The organism is Cellulosimicrobium cellulans, from assembly GCF_006539945.1.
In the GTDB taxonomy this organism is placed as follows: domain Bacteria; phylum Actinomycetota; class Actinomycetes; order Actinomycetales; family Cellulomonadaceae; genus Cellulosimicrobium; species Cellulosimicrobium cellulans.
This window is the reverse complement of record NZ_BJNZ01000016.1, coordinates 51,545-75,088: the sequence shown is the minus strand read 5'-3', so window position 1 is coordinate 75,088 and position 23,544 is coordinate 51,545. Positions and strand designations below refer to the sequence as shown.

Here is a 23,544-nt window from a genome sequence, read left to right as displayed (position 1 = left end):
CGCGCGTCGGCGGACGCCGCCCCCGGCCGACGTGTCACGCGCGTAGGGTGACGACGTGCCTGATCCCGCCACCGCCCCGATCACGATCCCCTCGGACCTGCTGCCGGCAGACGGCCGCTTCGGCTCCGGGCCGAGCAAGGTCCGCGCCGCGCAGGTCCGCGCGCTCGCCGACGCCGGCGCGTCCCTGCTCGGGACGTCCCACCGCCAGGCGCCGGTCCGCTCGGTCGTGCGCCGGACGCGCGAGGGGCTCGCCGAGCTCTTCGCGCTGCCGGACGGCTACGAGGTCGTGCTCGGGAACGGCGGCTCCACGACGTTCTGGGACGTCGCCACGGCCTGCCTCGTGCGCTCCAAGGCGCAGCATGCGGCGTTCGGCGAGTTCGGCGCCAAGTTCGCCGCCGCGACGACGGCCGCGCCCTTCCTCGAGCCGTCGCAGGTGATCTCGGCCCCCGCCGGGTCCGTCGCGCTGCCCGAGCCCGCCGACGACGTCGACGTGCACGCGTGGCCCCAGAACGAGACCTCGACCGGCGCCATGGCGCCGGTCCGCCGCGTGCCGGGCTCGCGTGAGCGCGGGGCGCTCACCCTCGTGGACGCGACCTCGGGTGCGGGCGCGCTCCCGGTCGACGTCGCCGAGACCGACGTCTACTACTTCGCGCCGCAGAAGGTCTTCGGGTCCGACGGCGGCCTGTGGCTCGCGCTGTGCTCGCCCGACGCGCTCGCGCGCGCGGAGGAGGTCGAGTCGAGCGGCACGCGCTGGGTGCCGGAATCCCTCTCCCTGCGCACGGCGGCGGCCAACTCGCGCCTGGACCAGACGCTCAACACGCCCGCGATCGCGACGCTCGTCATGCTGGCCGAGCAGGTCGAGTGGATCCTCGGCAACGGCGGGCTCTCGTGGGCCGCGACCCGGTCGGCCGAGTCTGCCGCCCACCTGTACGGCTGGGCCGAGGCCCGCGCGTGGGCAACGCCGTTCGTCGCCGACCCGGCGCAGCGGTCCACCGTCGTCGGCACGATCGACCTCGACGACGCGATCGACGCGACCGCCGTCGTGGGCGCGCTCCGCGCGAACGGGATCCTCGACGTCTTCCCCTACCGCAAGCTGGGCCGCAACCAGCTCCGCGTGGCGATGTTCCCGGCGATCGAGCCCGACGACGTCCGCGCCCTCACGGCCTGCGTCGACCACGTAGTAACCCACCTCGCCTGACCCCGGGACGACCACGCCACCACCCCGCGTCGAGCACGACATGAGGGTCGCTATGAGCTCCATAGCGACCCTCATGTCGTGCTCGGCGTCCGGGGCGAGCCGGCGTCCGGGGCGAGCCGGCGTCCGGGGCGAGCCGGCGTCAGGCGGCGCGGGCCGCCTCCTCCGCGTCCTCGACGCCCAGGCGACGGCGGGTCTCGGCTCGGGCGGACCGGTCCGCCGGGGTGCCCGCGTCGAGGTAGCGCACGACGAGGTGCGGGCGCTGCAGGACGCGGTAGCGGACCTCGAGGTGCCAGTTGCGCACCGCCCAGACGGCGGCGCCCACGGCGACGAGGCCGGCGGTGATCGACCCGACGCCGATGGCCCAGCGCGGGCCCCACGCCTCGGCGATCCAGCCGACGAGCGGCGACCCGATCGGCGTCGCGCCGAGGAACACGATCATGTAGAGCGACATGACGCGCCCGCGCATGACCGGGTCGACGGACATCTGGATCGTGGAGTTCGCGGCGGTCATCATCGTGAGCGACGCGAGGCCCACCGGGATGCAGGCGATCGCGTAGCTCGGGTAGGTCGGCATGAGGGCCATGACGCCCGTCGCGACGGCGAACCCGAACGCGGACCCGATGACGAGCCGGACGCGCGGGCGCTCGCGCCGCGCGGCGAGCAGGGCACCGGTGAGCGACCCGATCGCGAGGATCGAGCCGAGGATCCCGTACTCCCCCGGGCCCTTGCCGAACTCGACCTTCGCCATCATCGCGGACGTGAGCTGGAAGTTGAGCCCGAACGTCGACACGACGCCGACGACGACCATGATGACGATGATGTCGGTTCGCCCCCGCACGTACCGGATGCCCTCGCGGATCTGCCCCTTCTCCCGTGGCGCGCTGGGCAGCACGTGGAGCTCGCGCGTGCGCATGTACATCAGCGCGAGGATCGTCGCCCCGAACGTGACGCCGTTGATGACGAACAGCCAGCCGGAGCCGACGGCCGCGATGAGCAGCCCGGCGACGCCGGGCCCCACGAGGCGTGCGGCGTTGAACGACGCGCTGTTGAGCCCGACGGCGTTGGACAGCTTGTCTGCGGGCACCATCTCGGCGACGAAGGTCTGGCGCACGGGGTTGTCGAACGCCGACACGACGCCGAGCAGGCCGGCGAACACGTAGACGTGCCACAGCTCGACGCTCCCGGACAGCACGAGCGCACCCAGGCCGAGGGCGAGCAGACCCATCGCGCCCTGGGTGGCCATGAGGAGCCGGCGGCGCGGGAGCCGGTCGGCGAGCAGGCCCGCCCACGCGGACAGCGCGAGCACGGGGGCGAACTGCAACGCCGTCACGACGCCGACGGCGATACCCGAGTTGTCGGTGAGGTCGGTGAGGACGAGCCAGTCCTGCGCGACGCGCTGCATCCAAGTGCCGACGTTCGCGACGAGCGCGGCGCCGAACCAGACGCGGTAGTTGTAGTACTTCAGGGAGGAGAAGGTCGCGCTCATCGGGCGGCGATCCGGGTCAACAGCTCACTGGCGCGGGCCAAGGTCTCTCTTTCGTCGGGCGTGAGGGAGGACAGCTGCTGCGTGAGCCACGCGTCCCGGCGGCGGCGGGTCTCCTTGACCTCGCGCGCACCGGCGTCGGTGAGCCGCACGACGACCTGGCGACGGTCGCTCGCGTGCTCGCCCTTCTCGACCAGTCCCATCTCGACGAGGGCGTTGACGGCCCGGGTCATCGACGGCGGCTTGACGCGCTCGTGCTCGGCGAGCTCGCTCGGCGACATCGCGCCGTGCTTGTACAGCACCGTGAGCACGCCGAACCGGCCCTCGGGCAGGTCGGCCTCGCCGCGCTGCGCGCGCAGGCGGCGAGAGATGCGCGTGAGCGCCACGCGGAGCTCACCGCCGAGGGTGGCGGGCCGGTACTGGCTCCGGGAGGGGGCAGTGGGGTCCGCAGCAGGCATGATAGTTACCTTAACTCATTACCTAGGGTAAAGAAAGAGGCGCGCGTCACCCCCGGGGCGGGAGGTGCGGGGGTACGTGACCTGGTCAGGGCACGTAGGCGACGACGACGCGCCCGTCGCCTCGCACGACGACCGGCCCGGTCGCGTGAGGCACGAAGACCGACTCGCCGCGCGACAAGTGAGTGTCGACGGCCCCCGGCCCGAGGCCCTCGGCGAGCGTCACGGCGCCGTCGAGGCACAGCACGACGCGCGGTCCGGCGTCGGGCAGCGGTACGGCCCCCGCGACCAGGCCCGCACGGAGCGCGAACTCCGCGACCGGCGGACGGTAGGTGACGAGGCCGGACCCGTCGTCGACCAGGCGCGGGCGCGCGGCGGGCCCGGGCGTGCACGTGGCGCACTCGAGCAGCGCGTCGACGTCGACGAGCTTGCTCGTGAGGCCCGCGCGCAGGACGTTGTCGGAGCTCGCCATGACCTCGACCGCGCAGCCGGACAGGTACGCGTGCACGTGCCCGGACGGCACGAACATCGACTCCCCCGGTGCGAGCGTGACCCGGTTGAGCATGAGGGAGACGACGGCGCCGGGGTCGCCCGGGTGCTGCTCGGCGAGCGTGAGCACCGTGGCGTCGGCACGCCGCGACGTGCGCCGAGGTACGCCCGGCGTCGCCCCGGCACCGGCGCCGGTCGGGTCCTCGGCCCGAGCCCGGACCGACGCGACGGTCCGGGCGAGGTCCGCCGCGACGTCGGGCTCGGACCGGGCGTGGAGCGCGAGCGTGAACGCCTCGCGGACGCCGGCCTCGGTCGGTCGCGCGAGGAGCGCGGCCCGCATGCGGGCCACGAGGCCGCCGTCCAGCCCGTCGAGGAGCTCGAGGATGCGCGCCGGGCGCCGGAAGCCGGACAGGCCCTCGAAGCGCGACACCGCGACGACCATCTCGGGCTTGTGCTGGTCGTCGTGGAAGCTGCGCAGCGGCGAGTCGCGCGCCACGCCCTCCCGGTTCTCGCGGTTGAACCCCTCGCGGGCGCGGTGCGGGTGCGGGTGGACCTGGAGCGAGAGCGCGCGCTCGGCCGCGAGCACCTTGAGGAGAAACGGCAGCCGGGGACCGTACTGGTCGAGCACGCGCTGGCCCAGCGCCCCCACCGGGTCCGCGCGCACCAGGTCCGCGAGCGTCGTGCCCGCCGCCGCCACGCCCGGGCGCGGTCCCTCGTTCGGGCGCCCCGCACCGTCGGGCACGACGCGCGACGGCGCGAGCGGGTGCGCGCCCATCCACAGCTCGGCCGCCGGCCGACCGTCCGGTTCTGCCCCCAGGAGGTCCTGGATGGCCGACGTCGAGCCCCAGTCGTACGGCTGGACGGTGTTCTCCAGCCGGTAGAACGCAGGCGGACGAGCAGCAGGGGAGCCGTCGACCGACGCCTTCCCCGACCGCTCGTCCGCCGCGCTCGTCATGGACCGAGCCTAGAGGCCGAGGGCCTCTCGGATCGGGCCGAGGAGGAAGTACACGAGGAACATCGCCGACGCGACCCACATGAGCGGGTGGATCGCGCGGACCTTCCCGAGCGCGAGCTTGATGACGACGAACGCGAGGAAGCCCGCGCCGATGCCGTCCGCGATCGAGTAGGTGAACGGCATGACGATGATGGTGAGGAAGGCCGGGATCGCGATCTCGACGTTCTTCCAGGAGATGCCGGCGATCTGCGTCATCATGAGGAACCCGACGAAGACCAGCGCGGGCGCGGCCGCCTCGTAGGGCACGAGCGCGACGAGCGGCGACAGGAACGTCGCGAGCAGGAACGCGACGCCCGTGACGACGGACGCGAGGCCCGTGCGCGCGCCCTCGCCCGCGCCGGTCGTGGACTCGACGAAGCTCGTGTTCGACGACACGGAGCCCGCGCCGCCCGCGGCGGCGGCGAGCGAGTCGACGACGAGGATCGCGCGCGAGCGCGGCGGGGTGCCGTCCTCGTCGAGCAGGCGCGCCTCGGCGCCCACGGCGACCATCGTGCCCATCGTGTCGAAGAAGTCGGCGAGCAGGAGCGAGAACACCAGCAGGATCACCGTGACGGTCGCGATGTTCTGGAACGAGCCCAGGAGCGAGAACTGTCCGAGGAGGCCGAAGTCGGGGACCTGCGCGACGCCGTCGAACGTGGGCGCGTTGAGGTTGAAGCCGTTCGGGTTCGAGCCGTCAGGCCCCTTCGCGCCGATGTGCAGCGTGTTCTCCAGCACGACGGCGAGCGCGGTCGCCGTGAGGATCGCGACGAGCAGCGCGCCCTTGACCTTGCGGACCCACAGCACGATCGTCAGCACGAGCCCGACGACGAACACGAGGATCGGCCACGTGCCGAGGTTGCCGAGCGCGAGGAGCGTGCCGCTGCCTGCGGTGACGAAGCCTGCGTTGACGAGGCCGATGAGCGCGATGAAGAGGCCGATGCCCACGCTGATGGCCGTCTTCAGCTCGACCGGGACCGCGCGGAAGACCGCCTCGCGGAACCCGGTGAGCACGAGGACGAGGATGATGAGGCCCTCGATGACGACGAGGCCCATCGCGTCCGCCCACGTCACCCCCGGCAGCGACGCGATCGAGTACGCCACGACCGCGTTGAGGCCCAGCCCGGCCGCGAGGCCGAGGGGGAAGTTCGCGAAGACGCCCATGGCGATCGTCATGACACCCGCGACGAGCGCGGTCGCCGCAGCGATCTTGCCGAAGTCGGGCGCGTCGCCGCCGCCGAGGAACTGGCCCGTGCCGTCCTGGACCGTCCCGATGATCAGCGGGTTCAGCACGATGATGTAGGCCATCGCGAAGAACGTGACGAGACCACCACGGATCTCGGTGCCGACAGTCGAGCCGCGCTCGGTGATCTTGAAGAAGCGGTCGATCGCGCCGGAGGCAGGGGCCGGCGCCTGCTCGTCCTCGCGGACGGAGGTGGGTGTGGACATGGTGAGAATGCTGCCAGAACCCTGTGACCGCGCGGTAACACGCGGGACACGGTCCGGCATCGCCCCCGGGGGGTGTCCGCGCACGTCAGGCGGCGCCGACCGCGGCGAGCGCCGGGACAGGTGTGCTCGACGCCACGTCGGCGGCGTCGTGCCCGCCCTCGCGGAGGCCGTCAAGGACTGCGAGGCGCGGCGTGCCGGCACCGTGCCCGAGCCCTTCCGCCGTCGCGAGGTCGGTGACGGTCCGGGGAGCGCCGGTCGCGAGCTGCACCGCGTGGAGCGCGTCGAGGATCGCGGCCGCCCGCTCGCCGTCCGGGCCCGCGGGCACCCCGTGGACGAGCCGGGACGGGTGCAGGACGTCGACGACGGCGTGCCCGGTCCGGTGCTCGTCGGGCACCCACGCGACCGTCGCCCGCACGCCGTCGGCGAGGAGGGTGGCCGCGAGCCACTCGGCCGTGCCGGCCGGGACCCGCGCGCGCCCGACGACCAGGTCCCCCGGGCCGAGGTGCGGGGCGAGGTCGTCGAGCGCGTCGCGGAGCGTCACCACGCGCGAGACGCCGTCGGGGTCGGGGGCGGGGCCCGCGCCGACGCACAGGACGTGCACGCGCGCCCCGGCGACCGCGGTGCGGTCCGTCGTGGGGCGCAGCCGACCGCTCACGAGGCCGAGCGCGAGGAGCCGGTGGAGACGCGGCTCAGCGGCGCGGCTCAGTCCCGTGCGGAGCGCGTCGAGGGCCCGGGGGTCCGTGTCGTGGAGCACGACCTCGTGGCCCGCCGCCGCGAGGCAGGCCGCGTGCAGGACGCCGCGGCGACCGCATCCCGAGACCGAGACCCGCACGACGCACCTCCCCGCGCCCGACCCTGCACCCCGCCGGCCTCAGTAGGCCCCGGAGCCGGAGAACACCGCGCGCGCCGTGCGCGCGAGGATGAGGAAGTCGCCGAACATCGTCCAGTTCTCGACGTAGTACACGTCGAGGCGGACGCTCTCCTCCCACGACAGGTCCGACCTGCCGCCGACCTGCCACAGGCCCGTGAGGCCGGGCTTGACCAGGAGGCGGCGCCGCACCTTCTTCTCGTACTTCTGGACCTCGCGCGGCAGCGGCGGACGCGGCCCGACGAGGCTCATGTCGCCACGCAGCACGTTGAACAGCTGCGGGAGCTCGTCGAGCGAGTAGCGGCGCAGCACACGACCGACGCGGGTGACGCGCGGGTCGTCGCGCATCTTGAACAGCGGGCCCGCGCCGTCGTTCTGCTCCTCGAGGTGGTCGACCTCCCGGTCGGCGCCGGCTCGCATCGACCGGAACTTGAACATGGGGAACGTCCGCCCGTTGCGGCCGACGCGCTCCTGACGGAAGAGCACCGGGCCGCGGCTCGTGAGCCGGACGGCGAGCGCGACGAGCACGAGCACCGGCAGCGCGGCGAGCGTGATGAGCGCGGCGCCGGTCCAGTCGACGACGGACTTCACGGCGAACTTGGGCCCCGTGAACCGGGGCGCGTCCACGTGCAGGAGCGAGACGCTCTCCGCGGGCGTGATGGTGATGCGCGGTCCGGCGACGTCGGCGAGCTCGGCCGTGAGCATGAGGTCGACGCCGTACGGCTCGAGCTCCCAGCCCAGCCGTCGCACGACCTCGGCCGTGATGGCGTCCGACCCCGACACGGCGACGACGTCCGCGCCGACCCGCGTGGCGACCTCGCCCGCGTGCCGCAGCTCCCCGAGGACCGGGACGCCGCGGATCTCCTCGCCGGCACCGAACCCGCCCGACGGGACGCACACGCCGACGACGCGGTACCCCGACTCGTCGCGGCCGTTGAGGTCGCGGATGAGCCGCTCGGCCTGGTCGCGGTGGCCGATCGCGAGCACCGCTGAGCGCATGCGCCCGTGGGCCCGCTGGCCGTGCAGCCACTGCCGCCACGCGTAGCGGCCGAGGAGCAGCCCCCCGAGGCCGATCGGGAACGCGAACGCGAGGTACCCGCGCGCCTCGGGGAAGCGCAGGAGGAACGCGAGCACCGCGAGGACGGCGAAGAGCCGCCACGACGCGTCGAAGATCCGGTGGTACTCGGTGGGGCCGCTGCCCATGACCCGCGGGTCGCGGGTCCGGCTCGCGCTGAGGGAGAGGGACCAGGCGACACCGACGAGGAGGCTGAGCACGACGTACGGCACGCGAGCCTCACGGACGGGCTCGTTGATGAACTGGTCCCAGCGCAGGAAGTAGGCGACGAGCACGGCGACGATGATCACCGCCGTGTCGGTGAGCAGGAGCCGGCGCCGGTAGGCGACCTCCCAGCCCTGCGCGGCGAACGCGGCGCGCGCGGCGCGGATCCGGGCCGCGGGAGTGGTGGCGAGAAGGGTGCGCAGGCTCCGCCTGGCGTCCTCGGTGACGCTGTGGGACATGCGTCCACCTCCGGTCGGTTCCACACCCTGCATGGCGACTCATCCTAGGGTTCAAAAACTGCGGGAACGAGAGTTGTCAGGGGGTTTCACCCGGGTGAGAAGACGTTCCGTACCGCCGTGGTCGGAGGCGTCCTGAGGGGCATGATCCTGCGGATCTTGCGCTGCGCTAGCCGCTCGGAGAAATAGATTGGACGGGCGTCCAGATTCCATGTTCCACCGAAGGTCCGGATACATCGGACGAGGGTCCCGAAGCGATGCGCGGCCCGACGCCGGCCGGATCCACCTGGACGGGTGACCACATGTGGAGGTCGTAGCGCGGCGCATGCATCGTAGCGTGCCGTTGCGAGTGCTCCCGACGTGTGCTCACACCAGAAGGGGATGCGGCCCAGGTCACGGCTGTGACATCCGGCTACGGGTGAAAAACCGGGCCGTGGATACGATGCCCCTGTGCCCTCGTTCGTCACGCTGCTGCTGCACCCCGACCGCCGACGCCCCGACCCGGCGCCCTGGCGGGTCGACCTGCGCGTCGTGATCCTCGTCGGGATGGGCCTCTGGGCGGTCGCGCTCGTCGTGTGCGCCGTCCTCCTCGCCCTGGGGACCATCTCCCCGCGCGCGGTCACCACGTGCGGCGCCGGCCTCGTCCTCGGCCTCCTCGGGCTCGCGTGGGAGCGCCGGAACCGGACCCGCTACCGCACGTCGTCGGACGACTGAGGGTCGTCCCAGGCCGTCCGCGCCAGCGCCCCCTGCGCCGTTCCCGGGTCGCGGAGCACCTCCTCGAGCACGAACCTCGCGCCGTAGCGTCCCGCCGCGACCGCGAGCCCCACGGCGAGCCCGGCCGGACCGGTCGCGTGCACGACGGCGTCCGCTCCCCCGCCACGCTCCACCCACCACGAGACCGCGACCCCGCTCACACGGAGGTCGTCGTGGCGCTCCCAGGTGCGCGGCACCGGCCCGTCGAGGACCGCGTGCACCACCTCGGGGACGTCGGCACGACGACCGGCGGCGTCGGGGGCGGGGGCGTCCCGCCGGACGGTCGCGACGTCCAGGAGGTCCGCGACCGCGGCGACGAGGCCCGGCGGCGCCGGGAGGACCGCGCGGACGGGCGACCACATCGGGTCGGGCGCGACGGCGACGTCGTCGGCGCCGACCACGAGCACCGCGCCGGCGCGCAGCGCGGGCACCCGGTCCGGCGGCGGGTCCAGCCGCTCACCCCGGCCCGCGAGGACGCCGAGCGCACGCCAGAGCGTCAGCGCAGCCTGCGCGTCGACGGCCTGCCCGACGTCGGGCAGGTCGTCCAGCAGCTCGACCCACTCGTCCGGCTCGAGCTCCGCGAGGTCCCGCACGCCGCCCAGCGCGACCACCACCTCGTCGTCGAGCCCCGCCGCCTCCGGCGGTGCCGGGCGCAGGAACGGGACACGCCGGTGGCCGGTCCCGAGCGCGAACGCCCCACCGAGCTCCTCGCGCAACCACCACGCGGTGTACGAGCGCGCCACGGCCGCGCGTCCGCCCTCGGCCCGCACGGGGGCGAGCAGCGCCTCGCGCGCGGCCGGGTCCGCGGCGAGGCGCGCGAGGGCGTCGGGCCACGCGTCGTCGGCGACGGCGTCCAGGTCGGCGACCGCGAGGACGTCGCCCACGTACGCCTCGGGGCCGAGGGTCGTCGTGAGGTACGCGAGGTAGCCGCCCCAGTCGGACAGCCACCCCTCCGGCGCGTGCGGGTCCAGGTCCGGCTCGTCGTCGGCCGACGCGGGCGTGAGCACGTCGCGCACGCGCAGCACCCCGAGCCCGGCGGCCGCCCCCACCGCGCGCAGCACCGGCTCGCCCCAGCGGTCGACGACCGCGGGATCGACGAGGTCGAGCGCGCCGAGCGCGTCCGCGGCCCACGTCCCGGGCAGCGCGCAGCCCCGCACGGGCGCACGGTCGCCGTCGGCCGTCGGGACGGGCAGCTCGCCCCACCAGAACGCCAGCCCCGCCCGCGCCGGGTCCGGCACCTCCCGCACCGCCGCCGCGACCAGCGCGAGCAGCCGCTCCACGTCCGGCGCCGGGTCGTCGCCGGCCTCGGCCGCGTCCGACGCCGCGAGGACGCGCTCGCGGACGGCCCCGTCGGAGAGCACGGCCCGCAGGTCCGTCGTGCGAGCCCCGAGGCGTTCCAGCAGCGGGTGCGCCGCACGGGGGTCGGCGACGCGCAGCCCGAGGTCGGCCGCGTCGCGGGCGTCCAGCACCCCGCCGCCCGCGTCCGCGCGCTCGCCCGACCCGGTGTCGAGGAGGAGCAGACCGCGGGCGCCGCGCACGACCTGCCCGCCGAGCAACGGCACGGGGAGCGCGCCCAGCGCCTCGAGCACCGACCGGTCGGCAGCGTGCGGCGCGAAGGCGTCGTACAGCGCCCACCATCGCGCCGGGTCGGCGACGAGCGGGAGGTCGTCCACCACGTCCGCGAGGCTCACGACCTGCGCCCCGAGCGACCGTGCGACCGCGCGGAGCGGACCCGGGACGTCCACCAGGTGCGCGACCCCGAGCTCCGCCCGCACGCGGGCGTCGCCCACGTCGCCCGCGAGGACGCGCGCCTCGGCGGGCGCGACCAGGGAGTGCCGGACGGCGTCGGCCGCGTCGTCGTCGTCCGTCCCGGGTGGCTGCTCGGCACGCCGCGCGGGCGGCGCGTCGAGCGGGAGGAGCGGGGTCCGGGCGAGCTCCTCCTCGGCCGACGCCCGCACCTCCGCGTCGACCGCGCTCGCCGGCAGCCCGGTCGGGACCAGGGCCAGCACGTCGGCGCCGTGCGACCGCGCGAGCCCCCCGAGCAGCTCCGCGTACGCCCGCCCCGCCGCGCGCGCGACGTGCGCGGTGACCGGCCCGGGCGGGACGTGCCGGCGCGCCGGGTCCAGCGGGAAGGTCGCCAGGAGGAGCGCGGGGAACGTGAGACGCTCGTCGGTGGGGGTCGGGGCGTGCAGGACGTCGGTCCGAGCGCCGCCGTCGGGCAGCGCCCAGGTGACCGCCCACCGCGTCGACGAGCGCTCCTCGACCGGGCGGTCCGCGAGCAGGGTCGCGTCGATCGTCCCCTCCCGGCGCAGGACGGTCCACCGGTCGGCGACGTCGGCGACCCGACGCGCCGGGACACCGTCCCCGGCCACGACGACCTCGGCGAGCGCGGGGAGCGCGAGCAGCAGCGGGTCGTCCACGGCGGCGAGCTCCGCGCGGACGGCGGCGAGGGCGTCGGCGTCGCGCAGCTCGACCTCGACGACCGTGTCGTAGCCCGACGGCACCTCGACGCGGGTCGGGAACGGGAGACGCAGCACCGGGAGCCGGTCGGCCCGGCGCGCCACCTCGGCGGCGAGGTCGGGACGGTCGGCGACCACGTCGTCGAGCGCGGCGCGCGTGCGGGCGAGCGACAGCTCGACGGCACGCTCCCCCGCCCCGACCCGCACCCGGTCGGAGACCGACCGGACGGCCGCGAAGCCGACCCCGAACCGGCCGACCGTGGACGTCCGTCCGACGGCGTCGCGCGCACCCTGTCCCGTCGCGGACGCGCGCAGCGCCACGAGCGACGCGACGCCCGGCGTGTCCAGCGGCTCGCCGGTGTTCGCCGCGCGCAGCACCCAGGTCCCGTCAGGTCCCGACGGCGCGTGCAGGCTCAGGCGCAGCCGCCCCGGGACCCCGGCGCGGGCCGCCGCGTCCGCGGCGTTCTGCGCGAGCTCGACGACGACCCGCCCCCGGTACGACCCGTGGGCGTGGTCCTCCTCGGTGTTCGCGTCCTCGCGCAGACGCGTGGGCGACGACCGCCACGCCTCCAGGACCGCACGGCGCAGGGCGGCCGTCCCGAAGACGTCGTCCGTCACTCCTGCGGCTCGTCCGCCGCGGGCTCAGAGGCCGGCTGACCGTCCGGCTGCGCGTCGACCGGGACCTCGTCGGGCACGGGCGCGGGGTCCGCGGCCGCCGACGCGACCGCCTCGGTCGCGGGCTCCGCCGTCGGGGCGACCGACTCGAGCAGCGAGACGATCTCGACGTGCAGCTCGTCGACGAGGGGGTCGGCGTCCGGCCAGTCGCTCCGCTGCGGCTCGACGTCGGTCTCCGAGTGCGCGCCGCAGCCGTGATCGAGGCTCACGACCTTGCCGTCGTCGGGCGACCACTCGTTCGCGCACACGCCGAACACCTGACCGAGGCTGCCCTGCAGGGTGACGAGGAAGCCGCACGACCCGCACTCGGCGGCCGACGCGACGGCGCCGCGCGCCGTCGGGCCGCGCGAGCCGCGGTACCAGCGCTCCGCTGCCTCGTCCCGGCCCTGCGGGGACAGGACGCGGGCGCGCGCGAGGGCGAGCTCGTCGATCGCGACGGAGTCCTGCTCCTCGTCGCCCGTCGGCACGTAGCCGGGCTCGAGGCGCGGGTCGTCGGCGCGGAACGGGAGCACGTCGCCCGGCCCCACGTCGCCCGGACGCAGGCGCTCGGACCACGGCAGCCACGAGGGTGCGAGCAGCGCGCCGTCACCCGGCAGCAGCTCGACCTCGCACACCGTCGCCGTCCGGCCGCGGGGCACGCGCGCGAGGGTGACGGTCCAGTGCCAGCCGCGGTAGCCGCGCATCGTGCACGCGAACCGGTGGGAGATGAGGCGGTCCGCCTCCGCGTACGTGCCGAGGTGCTCCCCGACGTCCTCGGGGCTCTCGGCGACCTCCTGGGCCGCGGCGCGCGCGAGCTCGACCGCGCCCGTGAGCACGGCGTCGCGCGCGGCACGCGCGGACACTCCCCGGGAACGCTCCTCGGCGGCAGCCACGGCGACCATGTCAGCCCTCGATCTCGTCGGCGACCACGCGCAGGACCTTGGCGACCATCGTGGACTTGCCCTTCTCCGGGTAGCGGCCGCGGCGCAGCCCGTTGCCGATCCCGTCGAGCTCCTTGATGAGGTCCTCCACGATGACCGCCATCTCGTCGGCCGAGCGACGCTTCGCCTTGACCACGGACGGGGCCGGGTCGAGGAGCTTGACCGCGAGCGCCTGCGGGCCGCGGCGCCCGTCGGCGACGCCGAAGTCGACGCGCGCACCCGGCTTGGGCGCGGGGGCGTCCGCGGGCAGCGCGGAGGCGTGCAGGAAGACCTCGCCGCCGTCGTCGTTGGCGATGAAGCCGAACCCGCGTTCGGTGTCGAACCACTTGACCTTGCCGGTGGGCACGTGAACCTCGTTCGTGCTCGTAGGAACCAGAACCCCCAGGCTACCGGCCATGCGGCGGCAAAGCCGCATCCGTCCCGCGCGGGACGACGCCGGCGTCCGCCCCCACCCGCAGCGCGACGGCGTCGAACCAGTCCGCGTAGTCGGCCACCGTGCGGTGGAGGTGGCCGAACAGCTCGAAGGAGACCGTGCCGAACAGGGTGGTCCAGGCGATGAGCGTGCGCACGACGGCCTCCGCCGGGGCGTCGGGCGCGGCGAGGCCGCGTGCGCTCACGTACGCGACGGCGGGGGCGACCAGCGTGGCCGCTTCGCCGCCGTCCCGCGGGGCAGGGACCGGGCCCTCGCCGCCCTCCCAGGAGTCGGCGACGATCCCGACGAGCGCGCGCACGACCCGGGTCGCGGGCTCGACGGTGTCCTGCGGTGCCGCGTACCCCGGGACGGGCGTGCCGTAGAGCAGCGCGAAGTCGCCAGGGCGCTGGACGCACCACGACCGCAGCGCCCGGCACGCGGCGAGCCACCGGCCGGTCAGGTCGTCGCGCGCGACGGCGGCCTCCGCGGCCTCGACGGCCGCGCCGAGCTCGTCGTAGCACTCGACGAGGAGCGCGGTGAGCAGCGCGTCGCGGCTCGGGAAGTAGCGGTAGACGGCCGACGACACCATGCCGACGTCGCGCGCGACGGCCCGCAGCGAGAGCGCGGCAGGGCCGTCGGCCACGAGGCGCGCTCGGGCGGCGTCGAGGATGTCGCGCGTCAGGGTCTCGCGCGCCAGGGCGCGCGCCGTCCGGGGTGCCGTCATCCCGCCAGGGTGGCAGACGAGAGCGCCGCCCACAAACGAGAGCACCGCTCTTGCATGAGACCCCCGCCCGTGCCATGCTCCTCGATGAAGCGAGAGCACTGCTCTCGGAAAGGAGACCTCATGCCCAGCGCACCGTCCCCCGCCGACCGGCACGTCGTCGTCGGCGCGGGCCCCGTCGGCCGCCACGTCGCCGCCGAGCTCGCGGCCCGCGGCTCGCACGTCACCGTCGTCACCCGCAGCGGCCGGGACACCGGCGTCGCGGGTGTCACGCACCTCGCCCTCGACGCCTCGGACGCGGACGCCCTCGCCCGCGTCGCCGAGGGCGCCGACGTGCTCTACAACTGCGCCAACCCCGGCGACTACACCCAGTGGGAGCGGGTCTGGCCGCCGCTCGCGACCGCGCTGCTCACCGCCGTCGAGCGCACCGGCGTCGTCTACGCGATCACGGGCAACCTCTACCCGTACGGTCCCGTCGACGGGCCGATGACCGAGGACCTGCCCGACGTCGCGGCCGACCACAAGGGCGTCCTGCGCGCCCGGCTCTGGGCCGACGCGCTCGCCGCGCACCGCGCCGGTCGCGCGCACGTCGTCGAGGTCCGCAGCTCCGACTTCGTCGGGCCCGGGGTCGGGAGCAACGGGCACGTCTCGCGCGTCGTGCCGCCCGCCCTGCGCGGGCGCTCCGTGACGATGATCGGGCGCACCGACCTGCCGCACTCGTTCACCGACGTCCGCGACGCCGCGCGCACGCTCGTCGCGGCGGCGGCGGACCCCGACGCGCACGGCCGCACGTGGCACACCCCGAGCAACCCGCCACGCACGCAGCGCGAGGCGCTCACGGACGTCCTCGCGAGCGTCGGGCGCCCGCCCGTCCGGGTCCGCTCCCTGCGCGGTGCGAGCCTCGCCGCCGCCGGCCTCTTCTCGCCCCTCCTGCGCGAGCTGCGCGACCTCGCCTACCAGTGGGAGCGCCCCTACGTCCTCGACGACACGGCGGCGCGCGCCCGCTTCGGGATCGAGCCGACCCCCTGGGACGAGGTCTGCCGGAGCACCGCCCACGCCTGAGCACCGGATCCGCCGAGGTCGGCGGTCGGAGTCGAGGTCGGCGGTCCCACCCGCCGATGTCGGCAGAACCTGCCGAACAGGTGCGCCGGGCTGGACGGCACGGGGACGCGTCAGGGGCGCCGTCCACAGCCGCCGCACCGCGCAGGCGTCGTCCACAGCTCCGGTCCCGCCCGGCCCGCGGCGGTCTCCGGGGCGGCACGATCTCCTCCCATGCCGACGAGTCGAGAGCCCCAGACCCCTGTGCACCTCGCGCACGAGCACCTCCCGGAAGAGGTCCGGCACCGCATCGCCGCCGGCGAGTGGGAACGCGTGCGGCGCGGCGCGTACCGCGACACGCCCCCGCCCGACGTACCGCCTCTCCTGGCAGCGCGCACGCTCGCGGTCGTCCGAGCCGGTGCCGTCGCCCGCGCCCTCCGCGCCGACCCCGTCGTGAGCCACGCGTCCGCAGCGCTCCTGCACGGCCTGCCCGTGTGGGAGCTCCCGACGACGACCCACGTGTTCCAGCCGTACCGCAGGTCGGGCTCCGCGGCGCGCGACGTGACACGGCACGTCGGCGAGGTCGGTGCCGAGGACCGGGTGTCGACCCTCGGGGTCACCGCGACCTCGCTCGCGCGCACCGCCGCCGACTGCCTGCGCACGATGCCCGCGCTCGACGGTCTCGTCGTGGCGGACGCGGCGCTCGCGCGGGGCGTCCGGCGGTCCGACGTCGCGGCCGTCCTCGACCGAACACCGCGAGGCCGCGGTTCCCGTCGGGCCCGGCACGTGCTCGCGCTCGCGGACCCGGGCGCGGAGTCGGCTCGCGAGACCTGGCTGCGGTACGTCCTCCTGCGGACCGGGTTGCCGCGCCCGGACACGCAGGTGCCGCTCCGGACCGAGGTCGGCCCGGTGCGGGTAGACCTGGGCTGGACGCGGTGGCGGTTGCTGCTGGAGTTCGACGGCCTCGTGAAGTACCGCACCGGCCCGTCCGGGCTGGCGCCGCGCGAGGACCCGGGCCGCGTGCTCGTCCAGGAGAAGCTCCGGCAGGAGGCGATCGAGCGCACGGGGAACCGCCTGCTGCGCGTCACCTCCCGGGACCGGCCGTCGTACGTCGTGGCGCGGGTCCTGCGGCACGTCCCGCCCGACGTCGTCCGCGGCCTCCGCCCCGACCCGTTCCTCCCGCCTCTCTGACCTCGGCACGTTCCGTCGAGATCGGCGGTCCCGACTGCCGATCTCGACCGCGATCACCGATCTCGTGGGACCGGGCCCGGCGCGTAACATCGAACGGATGGCCACCTCCCGGCCCGAGCGGGCTCCGACGTACAGCGAGTCGCTGCGCCAGCGCGACGACGCCGCCCTGGTCGCGCTGCTCGGACGGCGTCCCGACCTCGCGACGCCGTCGCCGTCGACCCTCCTCTCGCTCGCCGCGCGCGCGATGAACCGGACGAGCCTGGAACGCGCGCTCACGGGGCTGGACGAGCTCACGCTCCACGTCCTGGAGTCGGTGCTGGTCCTCGACTCGGTGGGGTCCTCCGCGACGGCGGCGGCGGTCGCCCGGGCGACGGGCGTCGACCGGTCGCGCGTGACCGCCGCGCTCGCCCTCCTCGACGAGCTCGCGCTCGTCTGGACCCCCGGCACCCGGTCGGCCGGGTTCCGCCCGGCGCCCGGTGTCGCGGAGGTCCTCGGCCCCCACCCCGCCGGCCTCGGCCCCGTCGCGGCTCTCGCTGCCGGGGACGCGAGCGCGACCGGGACGAGCGCGCCGCCCGGCGACCTGCCCGACGACGCCCCGCCGGGCGCCCGGGCGATCCTCGACGCGCTGACGTGGGGGCCACCCGTCGGGGTCGCGCCCCGCGCGGACGCGTCGGCCCGGCGCGCGACGGCCTGGCTCGTCGAGCACGGCTACCTGCGCGCGACGGACGAGCGGCACGTCGTGCTGCCGCGGGAGGTCGGGCTCGCCCTGCGCGGCGGCCGCACGCACCGTGACGTCCGGACCGCGCCGCCCGTCCCGGAGGTCCGCGAGCTCCCGACGACGACGGTCGACGCGGAGTCCGCGAGCGCCGGGCTGGAGGCCGTGCGGCTCGTGGCTCGGCTCGTGACGCACTGGACCGAGCACCCGCCGGGCGTGCTGCGTGCCGGCGGGCTCGGGGTGCGCGACCTGCGGCGGGCCGCCCTCGCGCTCGAGGTGGACGACCCGACGGCCGCCGCCGTCGTCGAGCTGGCCGCGGCGGCCGGGCTCGTGGCCGACGACGGCGACGACCCGCCCACGTTCGCCCCGACCCTCGCCGCGGAGGACTGGCTCGACGACGACCTGGGCGATCGCTGGGCGACGCTCGCCCGGGGCTGGTGGCGCTCGCGCCGCACCCCCTGGCTCGTGGGCAGCCGCGACGAGAAGGGCGCCCTCCGTGCCGCGCTCGACCCGGAGCTGTGGCGCCCGTGGGTGCCCCGGCTGCGCCGCTCCGTCCTGGACGTCCTCGACCTCGCCCCCGGGCGCCCGCTCGCCGCGGCCGACGTCGTCGCGGTGCTCCGCTGGCGCACGCCCCGGGCGGTGCCGCCGGAGCAGGCCGTCGCGGGGCTGCTGCGCGAGGCCGCGCTGCTCGGGGCGACCGGCGCAGGTGCGCTCGCTCCCCCGGGCCGTGTCCTCCTCGGGTCCGACGACGCGGCGTCGTCGTCCGGGGCCGGCCCGGCCGACCTCGGCGCCGCCTTCGAGGCGGTGCTCCCGGCGGAGGTCGACGACCTGCTGCTCCAGGGCGATCTCACGGGCATCGTGCCGGGCCGACCGTCGCGCACGCTCGAGCGGCTCGTGGAGGTGGCGGCCGACGTCGAGTCCCGCGGCGCCGCGACGACGGTCCGGTTCACCCCGGACTCCGTCCTGCGCGCGCTCGACCGCGGCGCGACGGCCGACGAGCTCCTCGCCGAGCTCGCGGCGCACTCGCGCACGCCCGTGCCGCAGCCGCTCGAGTACCTGGTGCGGGACACGGCCCGCCGCCACGGCCGGGTCCGCGTAGGGACGGCGTCGTCGTACGTGCGTGCCGAGGACCCGGTCCTGCTCGCCGGGATCGCGGAGGACCCGGCCCTGCGCGGGCTGGGGCTGGTGCTCCTCGCGCCGACCGTGCTCGCGTCGGCCGCGCCCGCCGGGGAGCTCCAGGAGGCGTTGCGCGCCCGCGGCGTGCCGGCCGTCGTCGAGGGCCCGGACGGGCGTGTGCTCGTCGCGGACCGGGCCGGCCGGCGGGGCGCGCCCGACGGCGTCGCGCCGTCCCGACGCGGCCGGGCCGGGACCACGGGGCGGCGCGCGGGCGGGCGCGCGCGGACCGGCGTCGTCCTCGGTTCCGGGGCGCGCGTCGACGAGCCGGGCGGCGTCTCTGAACGCACCCAGCGGTTCGCGGACCTCGTCGCACGCCTGCGCGCGGCGGACGCCCGCTCGGCCGAGCGCGGGGGTGCCGGAGCGGGCGGGCGGACCGGACGGACGGCCCACGCGGAGGGCGACGGGACGCGCACGGGCGGGCGGACGCCGTCGGGCACGAACGGACGCCCCGACGGGTACGCCCCCGCGGAGGGAACATCCGACCCGGTGGCCGCGTTGGGTCTGCTGCGCGAGGCCATCGCGGACGGGGCGTCGGTCTGGCTCGAGGTGGTCGGGCCGACGGGCTCGCAGGACCGCCGCCGCGTGCGGCCCCTCACGCTCGATGCCGGACGGCTGCGCGCGCAGGACCCGGCGCGCGACGCGGAGCTCACGGTCGCGGTGCACCGCATCGCGTCCGTCGCCCCCGACACCCCGCCGACGGAGAACCCTGGTGGCGCGAGGTAGAACCGTGGTCACGACCACGCCTCGGCCTCGCGGCACCGCGGTTCTCCCTCGCGAGACCACGGTTCCACCTCGGCAAGGAGACACATGACCGACGGACCACTCATCGTCCAGAGCGACAAGTCGCTGCTGCTCGAGGTCGACCACCCGCGCGCCGACGACGCGCGCCGCGCGATCGCGCCGTTCGCCGAGCTCGAGCGCGCCCCCGAGCACGTCCACACCTACCGGCTCACGCCGCTCGGGCTGTGGAACGCGCGCGCGGCCGGCCACGACGCGGAGCAGGTCGTCAACACGCTCATCGAGTACTCCCGCTACCCGGTACCGCACGCGCTGCTCATCGACGTCGCGGAGACCATGTCGCGCTACGGGCGGCTCACGCTCGCGCAGCACCCGACGCACGGCCTCGTGCTCGAGGCGACGGACCGCGCCGTCCTCGCCGAGGTGCTCAAGTCCAAGCGCACCGCCGGGCTGGTGGGCGACCGGATCGACGACACGACCGTCGTCGTGCACCCGTCCGAGCGCGGCCACCTCAAGCAGGTGCTGGTGAAGCTCGGCTGGCCCGCCGAGGACCTCGCCGGGTACGTCGACGGCGAGAAGCACGCCATCGCGCTCAGCCCGACGACGCCGCCGCGCACCGAGGGCGAGGAGCCGAAGCCCTGGGAGATGCGCCCGTACCAGGCGCAGGCGGTGGACGGGTTCTGGCACGGCGGGAGCGGCGTCGTCGTGCTGCCGTGCGGCGCGGGCAAGACGATCGTCGGGGCGGGCGCCATGGCGAGGTCCGGGACGACGACGCTCATCCTCGTGACGAACACGGTCAGCGCGCGCCAGTGGCGCGACGAGCTCGTGCGGCGCACGACGCTCACCGAGGACGAGATCGGCGAGTACTCCGGCGCGCGCAAGGAGATCAAGCCCGTCACGATCGCGACCTACCAGGTGCTGACGACCAAGCGGAAGGGCGTGTACACGCACCTCGAGCTGCTCGACGCCCGTGACTGGGGGCTCGTCGTGTACGACGAGGTGCACCTGCTGCCCGCGCCGATCTTCCGCATGACGGCGGACCTGCAGGCGCGCCGCCGCCTCGGGCTCACCGCGACGCTCGTGCGCGAGGACGGCCGGGAGGACGAGGTGTTCTCGCTCATCGGGCCCAAGCGGTACGACGCCCCGTGGAAGGACATCGAGGCGCAGGGCTACATCGCGCCCGCGGACTGCGTCGAGGTGCGCCTCACGCTGCCCGAGTCCGACCGCATGACGTACGCCGTCGCCGAGCCCGAGGACAAGTACCGGCTCGCTGCGACCGCCACGGGCAAGAACCGGGTCGTGGAGCGGATCGTCGCGCAGCACCCGGACGACCAGGTGCTCGTGATCGGGCAGTACCTCGACCAGCTCGAAGAGCTGTCGCAGCACCTCGACGCGCCGCTCATCACGGGCGCGACGACGGTCCGCGAGCGGCAGCGCCTGTTCGACGCGTTCCGCACGGGCGAGATCTCGCGGCTCGTCGTGTCGAAGGTCGCGAACTTCTCCATCGACCTGCCCGAGGCGTCCGTCGCGATCCAGGTGTCGGGGTCCTTCGGGTCGCGCCAGGAGGAGGCCCAGCGCCTCGGCCGCGTCATGCGCCCGAAGTCCGACGGTCGCACCGCGCACTTCTACGCCGTCGTCGCGCGCGACACCGTCGACCAGGACTTCGCGGCCCACCGCCAGCGGTTCCTGGCGGAGCAGGGGTACGCCTACCGCATCGTCGACGCGGAGGACCTGGGCGTCGTGCAGTGACGGGTGGGGACCGTCCCCGGCTGTCACGGAACGACGTCCAGTCCGACCGAGAACACGAGGACCTGGGCGTCGTGCAGTGCCAGGCCGACCGTTGAGTCCATGAAAAATGTCGTCTCGAAGCGATTCGGGACGACATTTTTCATGCACTCACGGGGTTCGTCCCACGATGTGAGAGCGCTCCCAGCGAGTTACTGACAAGACAGTCAGTGGTGCCCTAGGCTCCCGGCATCAGCGCGACGACGCGCTGGCGTCGGCGCGCTGCGCCGGCTCCCCGTTCGAAGGAGAACACCCACCGTGACCCTCTCGACGACCATCTCCGGCCCGGGCGGGCCGGCCCGTCGTGCCCGTGCCGCCGGCGCGGGCGTGGCGGCGCTCGCCGTGGCCGCCACGGGCGTGGCCCTCGCCGCACCCGCGACGGCCGAGCCGGCCACCGACCCCGACCTCGGACCGAACGTCGTCTTCATCGACGACTCGTGGTCGGTGGACCGGATCAACACCTACCTCGCGTCGATCAACGACGAGGCGGAGTTCAGCCAGGACCGCCACGCCGTGTTCTTCGAGCCCGGCGTCTACGGGGACGCGTCCGGCCAGGACGACCCGGCGACGGCGACCGGCATCGTCAACGCGGAGGTCGGCTACTACACCGCGATCGCCGGCCTGGGCGCCCAGCCGGACGACGTGCTCATCAACGGCGCGCTGAGCGTGCAGCCGGTCGTGAGCTGCCCGAGCAACCCGTGGAGCTGCCAGGACCCGGGTTCGCTCACACGCTTCTGGCGCTCGCTGAGCAACGTGGCGATCAACCCCATCCAGCGCCCGGTCGACGAGGACGTGAACCGCCCGTTCCCGGCCGGGATCACGGACCCGCACCAGCTCCGGTTCGCGGTGTCGCAGGCCGCGCCGCTGCGCCGGGTCGACATCCAGGGCGACCTCACAGTGTTCGGCCGCTTCGGCGAGTACGCGAGCGGCGGCTACCTCGCCAACTCGCGCGTCTCCGGCCGCCTCGTGACCGGCTCGCAGCAGCAGTGGTACACGCGCAACTCCGAGGTCGGCACCTGGGACGGCGGCGTGTGGAACATGGTCTTCTCCGGCGTCGAGGGCGCCCCCGCCACGGACTTCGGGCCCCAGCCCGACGGCACCGCCGGCAACAAGACGACGCTCGACACGACCCCGCTGAGCCGGGAGGCGCCGTTCCTCTTCCGTGACGGCGAGGACCTCGCCGTGTTCGTGCCGGACGCGCGGACCGAGACGCGCGGCGTCGACTGGTCGACCGACCCGGACGCAGGTCAGAAGCTGTCTCTCGACGGCTTCTTCGTCGCCCAGGAGGGCGACTCTGCGGCGGAGATCAACGCGGCCCTGTCGACCGGCAAGAACCTCCTGCTCACCCCCGGCGTCTACCACCTCGACGAGGCGATCCAGGTCGAGAACCCCGGCACGGTCGTGCTGGGCCTCGGCTACGCGTCCCTCGCGCCGACGTCGGGCACCGCGGCGCTGGAGATCGGCGACGTCGCGGGCGTGAAGGTCGCCGGCATCACGGTCGACGCCGGACCGGTCGAGTCGGACGTCCTCGTGCGCGTCGGTCCGGCGGACGCGCACGTGGCGGACGCCGCCGACCCGACGACGCTGACCGACGTGTTCGTCCGCGTCGGCGGCCCGTGGGTCGGCAAGGCGACGACGAGCATCGAGGTCAACAGCGACCACGTGCTCATGGACCACGTCTGGGCCTGGCGCGGGGACCACGGCGCCGGCATCGGGTGGGGCCAGAACACGGGCGACCACGGCGTCGTCGTGAACGGCGACGACGTGACTGCCACGGGCCTCTTCGTCGAGCACTACCAGAAGAACCAGACGGTCTGGAACGGTGAGCGCGGCCGCACGGTCTTCTACCAGAGCGAGATCCCCTACGACGTGCCGAGCCAGGCCGCGTTCATGGACGGCGACCGCAAGGGGTTCGCGTCGTACCGGGTGGGCGACCACGTCCGGCGGCACGACGCCGTCGGGCTGGGCGTGTACTCGTTCTTCAACCAGGGCGTCGACGTGCGGGTCGCGAGCGGCATCCAGGCGCCGGTCCGCGCGGGCGTGACGTTCCGGTCGATGACGAGCGTCTTCCTCAACGGCTCGGGCGGCATCGACCACGTCGTCAACGACACGGGCGCGCCCGCCGTCGGCTCGTTCGCCTCCCCGCAGGTCGTCGCGTACCCGACCGACCTCCCCGCGGAGGCGGACGTCACGGTCGAGGCCACGACGCGCTGCCTCGCGGGCAAGGCGTACGTCGCGGTCCGGGCGACCAACGGCGGCGAGGTCCCGCTCGCGGTGACGCTCTCGACGCCGTTCGGGTCGCGCACCGTCGCGAGCGTCGCCCCGGGCGCGAACGCGTACCAGTCGTTCGCGACGCGCGCGTCGTCCGTCGCCGCGGGCGAGGCGACCGTGCACGTCACGGGCGGCGACCAGGGTCCGCACGACGTCACGGCGGCGTACGACGCCGTCGCGTGCGGCTGACGCGCCACCGCTGAGCGCCCGCGGCCCGTCTCCCCCGGGGAGGCGGGCCGCGG

The 23,544-nt window shown here is 75.2% G+C and carries 17 protein-coding genes; 7 read left to right on the top strand and 10 right to left on the bottom strand.

Annotated features, from left to right (window positions below):
- The first annotated feature begins 55 nt into the window (after positions 1-55).
- Positions 56-1,198 carry a phosphoserine transaminase gene (gene serC, locus CCE02nite_RS12880; protein WP_255318847.1) on the top strand — a complete coding sequence of 381 codons (1,143 nt, stop codon included), beginning with the start codon at positions 56-58 and terminating at the stop codon, positions 1,196-1,198.
- A gap of 139 nt (positions 1,199-1,337) precedes the next feature.
- Here the strand turns inward: serC and CCE02nite_RS12875 are convergent, their stop codons facing one another.
- The 6 genes from CCE02nite_RS12875 to CCE02nite_RS12850 all read right to left on the bottom strand — a co-directional run bounded on the left by CCE02nite_RS12875 (position 1,338) and on the right by CCE02nite_RS12850 (position 8,451).
- Positions 1,338-2,684, bottom strand: a complete 1,347-nt coding sequence (locus CCE02nite_RS12875; protein WP_141390025.1) for an MFS transporter — start codon at positions 2,682-2,684, stop codon at positions 1,338-1,340.
- Positions 2,681-3,139 (bottom strand): MarR family winged helix-turn-helix transcriptional regulator, encoded by a 459-nt coding sequence (locus tag CCE02nite_RS12870; RefSeq protein ID WP_141390024.1) that lies wholly within the window; start codon positions 3,137-3,139, stop codon positions 2,681-2,683. The genes CCE02nite_RS12875 and CCE02nite_RS12870 overlap by 4 nt, the downstream gene beginning before the upstream one ends.
- An 85-nt stretch (positions 3,140-3,224) precedes the next feature.
- Positions 3,225-4,580, bottom strand: coding sequence for a mannose-6-phosphate isomerase, class I (manA, locus tag CCE02nite_RS12865; protein ID WP_141390023.1), 1,356 nt, complete (start codon positions 4,578-4,580; stop codon positions 3,225-3,227).
- A 9-nt stretch (positions 4,581-4,589) separates the two neighbouring features.
- Positions 4,590-6,065 carry an NCS2 family permease gene (locus CCE02nite_RS12860; RefSeq protein WP_141390022.1) on the bottom strand — a complete coding sequence of 492 codons (1,476 nt, stop codon included), beginning with the start codon at positions 6,063-6,065 and terminating at the stop codon, positions 4,590-4,592.
- An 85-nt stretch (positions 6,066-6,150) separates the two neighbouring features.
- Positions 6,151-6,897 (bottom strand): UDP-glucose/GDP-mannose dehydrogenase family protein, encoded by a 747-nt coding sequence (locus tag CCE02nite_RS12855; RefSeq protein ID WP_141390021.1) that lies wholly within the window; start codon positions 6,895-6,897, stop codon positions 6,151-6,153.
- A gap of 39 nt (positions 6,898-6,936) precedes the next feature.
- Positions 6,937-8,451: a sugar transferase gene (locus CCE02nite_RS12850; RefSeq protein WP_141390020.1), complete on the bottom strand. Its 1,515-nt coding sequence runs from the start codon at positions 8,449-8,451 to the stop codon at positions 6,937-6,939.
- Between the two features lie 447 nt (positions 8,452-8,898).
- Here CCE02nite_RS12850 and CCE02nite_RS12845 point away from each other — a divergent pair, with 447 nt between their 5' ends.
- Positions 8,899-9,162 (top strand): DUF2530 domain-containing protein, encoded by a 264-nt coding sequence (locus CCE02nite_RS12845; protein WP_141390019.1) that lies wholly within the window; start codon positions 8,899-8,901, stop codon positions 9,160-9,162.
- Here CCE02nite_RS12845 and CCE02nite_RS12840 read toward each other — a convergent pair.
- From CCE02nite_RS12840 to CCE02nite_RS12825, 4 genes are read right to left on the bottom strand one after another with little or no spacing between them, the layout of a single operon-like run.
- Entirely contained in the window at positions 9,138-12,278 is a 3,141-nt protein-coding gene (locus tag CCE02nite_RS12840; protein ID WP_174774915.1) for a sacsin N-terminal ATP-binding-like domain-containing protein, read from the bottom strand. The genes CCE02nite_RS12845 and CCE02nite_RS12840 overlap by 25 nt on opposite strands.
- On the bottom strand, positions 12,275-13,216 hold the full coding sequence (locus CCE02nite_RS12835) for a DUF3027 domain-containing protein (RefSeq protein WP_141390018.1): 942 nt from the start codon (positions 13,214-13,216) through the stop codon (positions 12,275-12,277). Before CCE02nite_RS12835 ends, CCE02nite_RS12840 begins: the two co-directional genes overlap by 4 nt.
- Position 13,217: 1 nt before the next feature.
- Positions 13,218-13,601: a cold-shock protein gene (locus CCE02nite_RS12830; protein WP_141390017.1), complete on the bottom strand. Its 384-nt coding sequence runs from the start codon at positions 13,599-13,601 to the stop codon at positions 13,218-13,220.
- 40 nt (positions 13,602-13,641) lie between these two features.
- Positions 13,642-14,391 carry a TetR/AcrR family transcriptional regulator gene (locus tag CCE02nite_RS12825; protein ID WP_141390016.1) on the bottom strand — a complete coding sequence of 250 codons (750 nt, stop codon included), beginning with the start codon at positions 14,389-14,391 and terminating at the stop codon, positions 13,642-13,644.
- Positions 14,392-14,511: 120 nt separating this feature from the next.
- Here CCE02nite_RS12825 and CCE02nite_RS12820 point away from each other — a divergent pair, with 120 nt between their 5' ends.
- The 5 genes from CCE02nite_RS12820 to CCE02nite_RS12800 all read left to right on the top strand — a co-directional run bounded on the left by CCE02nite_RS12820 (position 14,512) and on the right by CCE02nite_RS12800 (position 23,491).
- The gene (locus CCE02nite_RS12820; RefSeq protein WP_141390015.1) at positions 14,512-15,450 is read left to right on the top strand and encodes an NAD-dependent epimerase/dehydratase family protein; all 939 of its coding nucleotides are present in this window, start codon (positions 14,512-14,514) and stop codon (positions 15,448-15,450) included.
- Positions 15,451-15,660: 210 nt separating this feature from the next.
- Positions 15,661-16,617 carry a hypothetical protein gene (locus CCE02nite_RS12815; RefSeq protein WP_141390014.1) on the top strand — a complete coding sequence of 319 codons (957 nt, stop codon included), beginning with the start codon at positions 15,661-15,663 and terminating at the stop codon, positions 16,615-16,617.
- A 97-nt stretch (positions 16,618-16,714) separates the two neighbouring features.
- Positions 16,715-19,231, top strand: a complete 2,517-nt coding sequence (locus CCE02nite_RS12810) for a helicase-associated domain-containing protein (RefSeq protein ID WP_141390013.1) — start codon at positions 16,715-16,717, stop codon at positions 19,229-19,231.
- An 84-nt stretch (positions 19,232-19,315) separates the two neighbouring features.
- The gene (locus tag CCE02nite_RS12805; protein WP_141390012.1) at positions 19,316-20,995 is read left to right on the top strand and encodes a DNA repair helicase XPB; all 1,680 of its coding nucleotides are present in this window, start codon (positions 19,316-19,318) and stop codon (positions 20,993-20,995) included.
- A gap of 294 nt (positions 20,996-21,289) precedes the next feature.
- A complete protein-coding gene (locus CCE02nite_RS12800) occupies positions 21,290-23,491 on the top strand; it encodes a pectate lyase-like domain-containing protein (RefSeq protein ID WP_255318846.1) in 2,202 nt (733 codons plus the stop codon).
- Positions 23,492-23,544 lie beyond the last annotated feature (53 nt).